8 protein-coding genes are annotated in these 7,036 nt (G+C 73.7%); 7 read left to right on the forward strand and 1 reads right to left on the reverse strand.

The genetic code is table 11. The features are described 5' to 3' along the window. The first annotated feature begins 61 nt into the window (after positions 1 to 61). The gene (locus tag F9B16_RS24920; protein ID WP_151542543.1) at positions 62 to 1,294 is read left to right on the forward strand and encodes an NAD(P)-binding domain-containing protein; all 1,233 of its coding nucleotides are present in this window, start codon (positions 62 to 64) and stop codon (positions 1,292 to 1,294) included. Between the two features lie 13 nt (positions 1,295 to 1,307). Here the strand turns inward: F9B16_RS24920 and F9B16_RS24925 are convergent, their stop codons facing one another. Beyond that, a complete protein-coding gene (locus tag F9B16_RS24925; protein ID WP_151542544.1) occupies positions 1,308 to 2,216 on the reverse strand; it encodes a LysR family transcriptional regulator in 909 nt (302 codons plus the stop codon). A gap of 93 nt (positions 2,217 to 2,309) precedes the next feature. On the opposite strand from F9B16_RS24925, the gene F9B16_RS24930 reads away from it, so the two are divergent. The 6 genes from F9B16_RS24930 to F9B16_RS24955 form a co-directional block, all read left to right on the forward strand. Next, positions 2,310 to 3,152 (forward strand): SAM hydrolase/SAM-dependent halogenase family protein, encoded by an 843-nt coding sequence (locus F9B16_RS24930; RefSeq protein WP_151542545.1) that lies wholly within the window; start codon positions 2,310 to 2,312, stop codon positions 3,150 to 3,152. Positions 3,153 to 3,184: 32 nt separating this feature from the next. Next, positions 3,185 to 4,060, forward strand: a complete 876-nt coding sequence (locus F9B16_RS24935) for an ABC transporter substrate-binding protein (RefSeq protein ID WP_151542546.1) — start codon at positions 3,185 to 3,187, stop codon at positions 4,058 to 4,060. Between the two features lie 20 nt (positions 4,061 to 4,080). Continuing rightward, positions 4,081 to 4,953: an amino acid ABC transporter permease gene (locus tag F9B16_RS24940; RefSeq protein ID WP_151542547.1), complete on the forward strand. Its 873-nt coding sequence runs from the start codon at positions 4,081 to 4,083 to the stop codon at positions 4,951 to 4,953. Continuing rightward, on the forward strand, positions 4,950 to 5,699 hold the full coding sequence (locus F9B16_RS24945; RefSeq protein ID WP_151542548.1) for an amino acid ABC transporter ATP-binding protein: 750 nt from the start codon (positions 4,950 to 4,952) through the stop codon (positions 5,697 to 5,699). Before F9B16_RS24940 ends, F9B16_RS24945 begins: the two co-directional genes overlap by 4 nt. A gap of 10 nt (positions 5,700 to 5,709) precedes the next feature. After that, positions 5,710 to 6,108 carry an NUDIX hydrolase gene (locus tag F9B16_RS24950; RefSeq protein ID WP_151542549.1) on the forward strand — a complete coding sequence of 133 codons (399 nt, stop codon included), beginning with the start codon at positions 5,710 to 5,712 and terminating at the stop codon, positions 6,106 to 6,108. An 88-nt stretch (positions 6,109 to 6,196) separates the two neighbouring features. Continuing rightward, the coding region (locus F9B16_RS24955) for an MHYT domain-containing protein (RefSeq protein WP_151542550.1) at positions 6,197 to 7,036 on the forward strand (840 nt) is incomplete at its 3' end.

Here is a 7,036-nt window from a genome sequence, read left to right on the forward strand (position 1 = left end):
GGCCGGTCTGCGAAATCTGCGCTGGTGGCATGGCTCGGCGGCGCCTAGCGTCGGTCGCACCATGACACGAATCGCTTTTCTCGGACTGGGACGCATGGGCGTCCCGATGGCCCGGCGGCTGATCGCGGCGGGCCACGACGTGGCGGTGTGGAACCGCACCGCGGGCAAGGTCCCGGCGGAACTGGGCGCGGCGCTCGCGGCGTCGCCCGCACAGGCCGCCGCAGGCCGCGACCTCGTCATCACCATGCTCACCGACGCGGCAGCCGTCGAGGACGTGCTGTTCGGCCAGGACGGCGCAGCGGCGGCGCTGGAGCCCGGAGCCGTGATCGCGGACGCGTCGACGATCGGCCCGGACGCCGCGCGCCGCGTCCGCGACCGGCTGCCGGACGGCGTCGGCTACGTCGACGCCCCCGTGGTCGGCAGCATCCCGCAGGCGGAGGCGGGCGAGCTGGAGGTGCTGGCGGGCGGCACCGGCGACGACCTCGCCCGCTGCGCCGAAGCGCTGGGGGTGTTCGGACGCGTCCGGCACGCGGGACCGCCCGGGTCCGGCGCCGCGCTGAAGCTCGTCGCCAACGGGATGCTCGTCGCGAACTTCGCCGTGCTCGGCGAGGCGCTGGCGCTCGCCGACAGGCTCGGCCTCGACCGCGACCTCGTGCTGGACGGGCTGTCCCGCACGAGCGCGCAGGCGCGCCGGCTGCGGGACGCGGTCCCCGACGCGGCGCCGCGTTTCACGGTCGCGCTCGCCGCCAAGGACCTCGGTCTCGCGCTCGACGTCCCGGGCGCGCCCGCAGGGGGCGTCCTCGCCGCCGCGCGCGCACACGCGTCCGCCGCGCTCGCCGCCGACCTCGGCCCGCACGACCTCATCGCACTCGCAGACCACGTACGAAAGGACTCCCGTATGCGCGTCACGCTCGGCAATCCCGCCACCGTCCCGCCGCCGCCGAACCCCTTCTACTCGCACGCGGCGCAGGTGACGGCCGGGCCGATGCTGTACGTGTCGGGGCAGATCGCGCTCACCGAGGACGGGAAGGTCGACGCGCCCGGCGACATGGCCCGGCAGTCCGAAGTGATCTTCTCCATGCTGGAGCGGATCCTCGCGGCGCACGGGGCCGGGTTCGCGGACGTCGTCAACGTCCGGACGTTCGTCACCGATCTGGGCCGCGTCGCCGAGTACGGGGCGGTCCGGCGGCGGTTCTTCACCGGCACCGCGCCTACCAGCACGACCGTCGAGGTCGCCCGGCTGTTCCACCCGGACGCGCTGCTGGAGGTCGAGGTGGTCGCCGCGATCCCCTGACCCGGCCCGGCGGCTAACCCAGCTCGGCGGCGACGGCCCGCAGGTCGTCCAGGAACGCGGTGACCGCCGGGGACCTGCGGGCGTGCCGCCCGACGGCGGCGCGGACGGCGCGGGTGGGCTGCTCGGGGGCGAGCGGCCGCAGCACGACATCGGGGCGCGCCGCCGCTGCCGCCGCGAGCGCGGGCACGAGGGTGACGCCGAACCCGCCCGCGACCAGGCCGAGCTTGGAGATCCATTCGGCGACGCGCAGCGGGGTGCGCGGCTCGAACCCGGCGGCCTCGCAGCGGGCGCGCAGCGCCGCGACGGCCTCGGGGGCGTCGGCGACGATCCACGCGTCGCCGGCCAGGGCGTCCAGCGGGACGCGGCGGCGGGCGGCGAGCGGGTGCCCGGACGGCAGCGCGACGAGCAGCGCGTCGTCCAGCAGCGGGACGAGGTCGCCGGCGGGCAGCGCGGGGACGGTGTGGGTGCTGACGACGGCGAGGTCGAGGTCGCCGCCGTCCAGCATCGCCAGCAGCCGGTCGGTGGTCCCCTCGCGCAGCGTGGGGCGCACGCCGGGGTGCCGGGCGCGGAACCGGGCGAGCGCGCGCGGGACCAGCGCCGCGTTCGCGGTGGGGAACGCGCCGAGCCGCAGCGTCCCGGTGTCGAGGCGGCGCAGCCCCTCCATGGCCTGGACGGTGTCGGCGAGCCGGTCGAGCAGGGCGCGGGCGTGCGGGAGGAGGTGCTCGCCGGCGGGCGTCGGCCGCACGCCGCGGGCGCCGCGCGCGAACAGCTCGACGCCGCAGGCGTCCTCCAGCGCGGCGATCTGGCGGGACACCGCCGACTGGGTGTAGCCGCCCGCCGCGGCGGCCGCGGTGAACGAGCCGAGGTCGGCGACGGCGACGAAGGTCCGCAGCAGCAGCGGGTCGAGCGATTCGGCGCGCATCCCCGGAGGTTAGCGCCGGTTCGGTCACGAGATCGGCTTGGTAGGCTGCTGCTCTCTCCTCTCGCATCCCCGCAGGTCCCACCGAGGTCGCCCATGTCCGGAAGCCGCCCGTTCGTCAGCATCGCCACGGACTTCGGGGCCGCCTACACCTCGATCTGCGCCGGCGTCGTGTACACGATCGCGCCCGGCGCGAACGTGCTGGTGCTCAGCGACGAGATCACCCCGTTCGACGTGGTGGAGGGCGCGATGCTGCTGCGGCAGGCGCTGCCGTACCTGCCGGTGGGCGTGCACCTCGGCATCGTCGACCCGGGGGTCGGGACGCCGCGGCGTCCGGTGGCGGTCGAGACGGGGCGCGGCGACGTGCTGGTCGGCCCGGACAACGGGCTGCTGGCCCCGGCGGCGGACGTGCTCGGCGGGATCGTCCGCGCGCACGTCCTGGAGAACCCGGCGTACCGGCTGCCGGAGGTCTCGACGTCGTTCCACGGGCGGGACGTCTTCTCCCCCGCCGCCGCGCACGTCGCGGCGGGGGTGGACGTCGCCGACCTCGGCGCGCCGGTCGAGCCGCTGCCGCTGGGCCTGCCGTCACCGGTCGTCGGCGACGGCGAGCTGAGCGTCCCCGTGCTGTACACCGACCGGTTCGGCAGCCTGGTGCTGGGCGCGGAGCGCGACGACCTCGCCGCCGCGTTCGGCGCGCTGGAGCCGGGCACCCCGCTCGACGTCGAATGGAGCGTTCCAGACGGGACGTCCCGCACCGCCCGCGTCCCGTTCGAGCGGACCTTCGGCAGCGTCGCCCCCGGCGAGCCGCTGCTGTGGATCGACTCCTCGGGCTGGCTCGGCCTCGGCGTCAACCAGGGCCGCGCCGCGGACGTCCTCGGTCTGGCCGGCGCGCGCACCGTCGCCCTGCGCGCCACCGGGCGCACCACCCCGCATTCTTGATCACGCAACACCGCACCGCTGGAGGCACCCCCGTGACCCGCCGCCCCCTCGTGGCCGCCCTGACCGGCGTCGCCGCGCTCACCCTCGCCGTCACCGCCTGCGCCCCGCAGGACGACGGCGGCTCCGACGCCTCGGCGAGCAAGAGCCCCGCCTCCTGCACCAAGGACACGCTGCCGTTGAAGACGCCCGGCAAGCTGACGGTCGCGACCGACAAGCCGGCGTTCGAGCCCTGGTTCAAGGACGACGCCCCGTCCAACGGGCAGGGCTTCGAGAGCGCCGTCGCGTACGCGGTCGCCGGCAAGCTCGGCTTCACCAAGGACCAGGTCACCTGGACGACGCAGTCGTTCGAGTCGTCCTACGCGCCCGGCCCGAAGAACTTCGACTTCGACATCAACCAGATCTCCGCCACCCCCGCCCGCGAGAAGGCGGTGACGTTCAGCGACGGCTACTACGACGTGCAGCAGGGCGTCGTGGCGCTCAAGAACGGCAAGTTCGCGAACGCGGCGGGCATCGCTGACCTGAAGAAGGCCCGCATCGCCGTCCAGGTCGGCACGACCGCGCTCCAGGCCGTGCAGAACCAGATCAAGCCGGACAGCCAGCCGAAGATCTTCAACACCCAGATCGACGCGGTGAACGCGCTGAAGAACAAGCAGGTCGACCTGCTGCTGGTCGACCTGCCGACCGCGTTCTACGTCACCGCCGCCCAGATCGACGGCTCGAAGATCGTCGGCCAGCTGCCGCAGACCGAGGGCGGCAGCACCGAGCACTTCGGGCTGCTGATGGAGAAGGGCAGCAAGCTGGTGGGCTGCCTGAACCAGGCGATCGGGCAGCTGAAGTCGTCCGGCGAGCTGGCCAAGATCCAGCAGCAATGGCTGACGTCGTCGGCCGGCGCGCCCGTCCTGAAGTGACCCAGCGTGGTGATCGGGCGATGACCGCGCGGGCGGGCGGCGAGGCCGCCTGGGTCAAGAGCGAGCGGCAGCTGGACCGGGAGCGGCGCCGCCGGCGCGCCGGCGTCCGGTCCGGCTCGGTCGCCGCCGCGTCGACCGTGCTGTGCGCCGCGGTCGTCGTCGCCGTGGTGGTGACGTCGCCCGGCTGGCCGCGCGTACACGAGACGTTCTTCAACTGGGGCGAGTTCACGAACGCGTTCCCGGACGTGCTGCGCGGCTTCTGGCTGAACGTGCGGATCTTCCTGATCGCCGAGCCGGTGATCCTGGTGCTCGGCCTGCTGGTGGCGCTCGCGCGCGGGCTGCGCAACCCGCTGTTCTTCCCGCTGCGGGCGCTGGCCGTCGCCTACACCGACGTGTTCCGGGGCATCCCGACGATCCTGCTGGTGTACCTGGTCGGGTTCGGGCTGCCCGCCCTGCGTCTGCAGGGGATCCCGGACAGCCCGGCCGTGCTCGGCGGGTTCGCGCTCGTGCTGTCGTACGGCGCGTACGTCGCGGAGGTGTTCCGCGCGGGCATCGACTCGATCCATCCGAGCCAGCGCGCGGCGGCCCGGTCGCTCGGGCTCAGCAAGGCGCAGAGCCTGCGGTTCGTGGTGCTGCCGCAGGCGGTGCGGCGCGTCGTCCCGCCGCTGCTGAACGACTTCGCCTCGCTGCAGAAGGACACCGCGCTCGTCGCGGTGCTCGGACCGCTGGAGGCGCTGCGGCAGGCGCAGATCCACTCGGCGACCAACTTCAACTACACGCCCTACCTGGCCACGGCGGTGCTGTTCGTCGCGCTGACGGTGCCGATGGCCCGGTTCACCGACCACCTCGCGGCGCGCGCCGAGCGCCGCCGCGCCCCCGGAGGCGGCACATGAGCGGTCCGCTGCTGCGCGTCGAAGGCGTCTGGAAGACCTACCACGCGCATCCGGTGCTGCGCGGCGTCGACCTGGACGTCGCGCCGCACGAGGTCGTCTGCCTCATCGGCGCGTCCGGGTCGGGCAAGTCGACGCTGCTGCGGTGCGTGAACGTGCTGGAGACGGTGGACGACGGCGCGATCTTCCTGGAGGGCGACGACATCACCGACCCGGACGCCGACCCCGACGAGGTCCGCAAGCGGATCGGGATGGTGTTCCAGTCCTACAACCTGTTCCCGCACATGTCGGTGCTGGACAACATCACGCTCGCGCCGGTCCGCGTCCACAAGCGGTCGAAGGCGGAGGCGACGGAGCAGGCGCACGAGCTGCTGAAGCGGTTCGGGCTGGCGGACAAGGCCGGCGAGTACCCGGACCGGCTGTCGGGCGGGCAGCAGCAGCGCGTCGCGATCATCCGGGCGATGGCGACCCGGCCGAGCCTGCTGCTGCTGGACGAGGTGACGTCCGCGCTGGATCCGGAGCTGGTCACCGAGGTGATGGGGATCATCCGGGAGCTGAAGGAGTCCGGGATGACGATGGTCCTCGCGACGCACGAGATGGGCTTCGCCCGCGACATCGCCGACACGGTCTGCTTCCTGTCCGACGGCGTGCTGCTGGAGCGCGGCCCCGCCGCGCAGATCTTCGAGGACCCCGCCGAGCCGCGCACCCGCGAGTTCCTGCGCCGCGTCCTCGAATCCCGCCGGCTCTAGGCTGGGCGCCGTGGCGGATCTCGACGTGGTGGCGTGGGTGCGGGTGGTGGACGGTCGGCTGCTGGCCGTCCGGTCGCGGGGCCGCGACCTGCTGTACCTGCCCGGCGGCAAGCGGGAGCCGGGCGAGGACGACTGGGCGGCGCTGTCCCGGGAGGTGCGGGAGGAGCTGGGCGTCGAGCTGGACCGGGCGTCGTTCCGCGAGCTGGGCGTGGTCCGCGCGCCGGCGCACGACCAGCCGGACTACACGCACGCGCGGATGGCGTGCTTCACCGCGTCCTGCCACGGCGCGGTCGCGGCGTCCGGCGAGGTGGACGCGTACTTCTACCTCGATGCGTCCGACCGGCAGCTGCTCGCGCCGGCGGCCCGGTCGGCGCTCGACCTGGCATTGGCCCACGGCCTGCTTCACTGAGCGTCCTTCCGGATTACACCAATTTGCCGGATAGACCCGGTTAGGATGCCCCCTGGATCCGAGATCTCTTCACTTTCCGGGGAACCGCATGGCGCACGTGCACCATTTCTCCTACGGGCCGCTCACGCCCGTCTCCGCGTACGTGATGTCCTTCGTCGGCTCCTTCCTCGGGCTCCTGTGCATGACCCGCGCCCGCGCGTCCACCGGGCGGTCGCGCGCGTCCTGGCTGTCGCTCGCCGCGCTGGCGATCGGCGGCACCGGGATCTGGGTGATGCACTTCATCGCGATGCTGGGCTTCAGCGTCTCGGGCATGCCGATCCGCTACAACGTGCCGGTCACGCTGCTGAGCTGCCTCACCGCCGTGGTGGTCGTCGCGGTCGGGCTGTTCATCCTCGGCTTCGGCGGGTCCGGACCCGGCGTGATCGTCACCGGCGGCCTGGTCATGGGGATCGGCGTGGTGAGCATGCACTACTCCGGGATGGCCGCGATGAACATGTCCGGCGACATCGGGTACCAGCCCGCCCTGGTCGCGCTGTCGGTGGTCATCGCCGTCGTCGCGGCCACCGCCGCGCTGTGGTTCTGCGTGCGCGTGAAGGGCCTGTGGGCGACGTGCGGGGCCGCGCTCATCATGGGCGTCGCCGTGACCGGCATGCACTACACCGGCATGGCGGCCATGCGGATCACCATGGATCCGGCCATGCCCGCCCCGAGCGGCGCCACCGCGTCCGACTTCCTGATCCCGCTGATCGGCGGGATCGCGGTGGTGTCGATCACGCTGCTGATCATCATCGCGATGGCGCCGAGCGAGGACGAGATCCGGGCCGACGCGGAGTTCCAGCAGCGCATCGCGGCGCGGCAGGCGGAGGCCGCGGCGCCCGGCGCGCCCGCGACGCCCGGCGCGCCGGAGGCGTCCCGCACGCGGCCCCCG

The organism is Actinomadura montaniterrae (assembly GCF_008923365.1).
Taxonomy (GTDB): Bacteria; Actinomycetota; Actinomycetes; order Streptosporangiales; family Streptosporangiaceae; genus Spirillospora; species Spirillospora montaniterrae.

What these genes read in the sequence shown, in the direction of transcription:
- F9B16_RS24920 (WP_151542543.1), top strand. Translation starts at nt 62, where the DNA reads ATGACACGAATCGCTTTTCTCGGACTGGGACGCATGGGCGTCCCGATG.
- F9B16_RS24925 (WP_151542544.1), bottom strand. Translation starts at nt 2,216, where the DNA reads ATGCGCGCCGAATCGCTCGACCCGCTGCTGCTGCGGACCTTCGTCGCC.
- F9B16_RS24930 (WP_151542545.1), top strand. Translation starts at nt 2,310, where the DNA reads ATGTCCGGAAGCCGCCCGTTCGTCAGCATCGCCACGGACTTCGGGGCC.
- F9B16_RS24940 (WP_151542547.1), top strand. Translation starts at nt 4,081, where the DNA reads ATGACCGCGCGGGCGGGCGGCGAGGCCGCCTGGGTCAAGAGCGAGCGG.
- F9B16_RS24945 (WP_151542548.1), top strand. Translation starts at nt 4,950, where the DNA reads ATGAGCGGTCCGCTGCTGCGCGTCGAAGGCGTCTGGAAGACCTACCAC.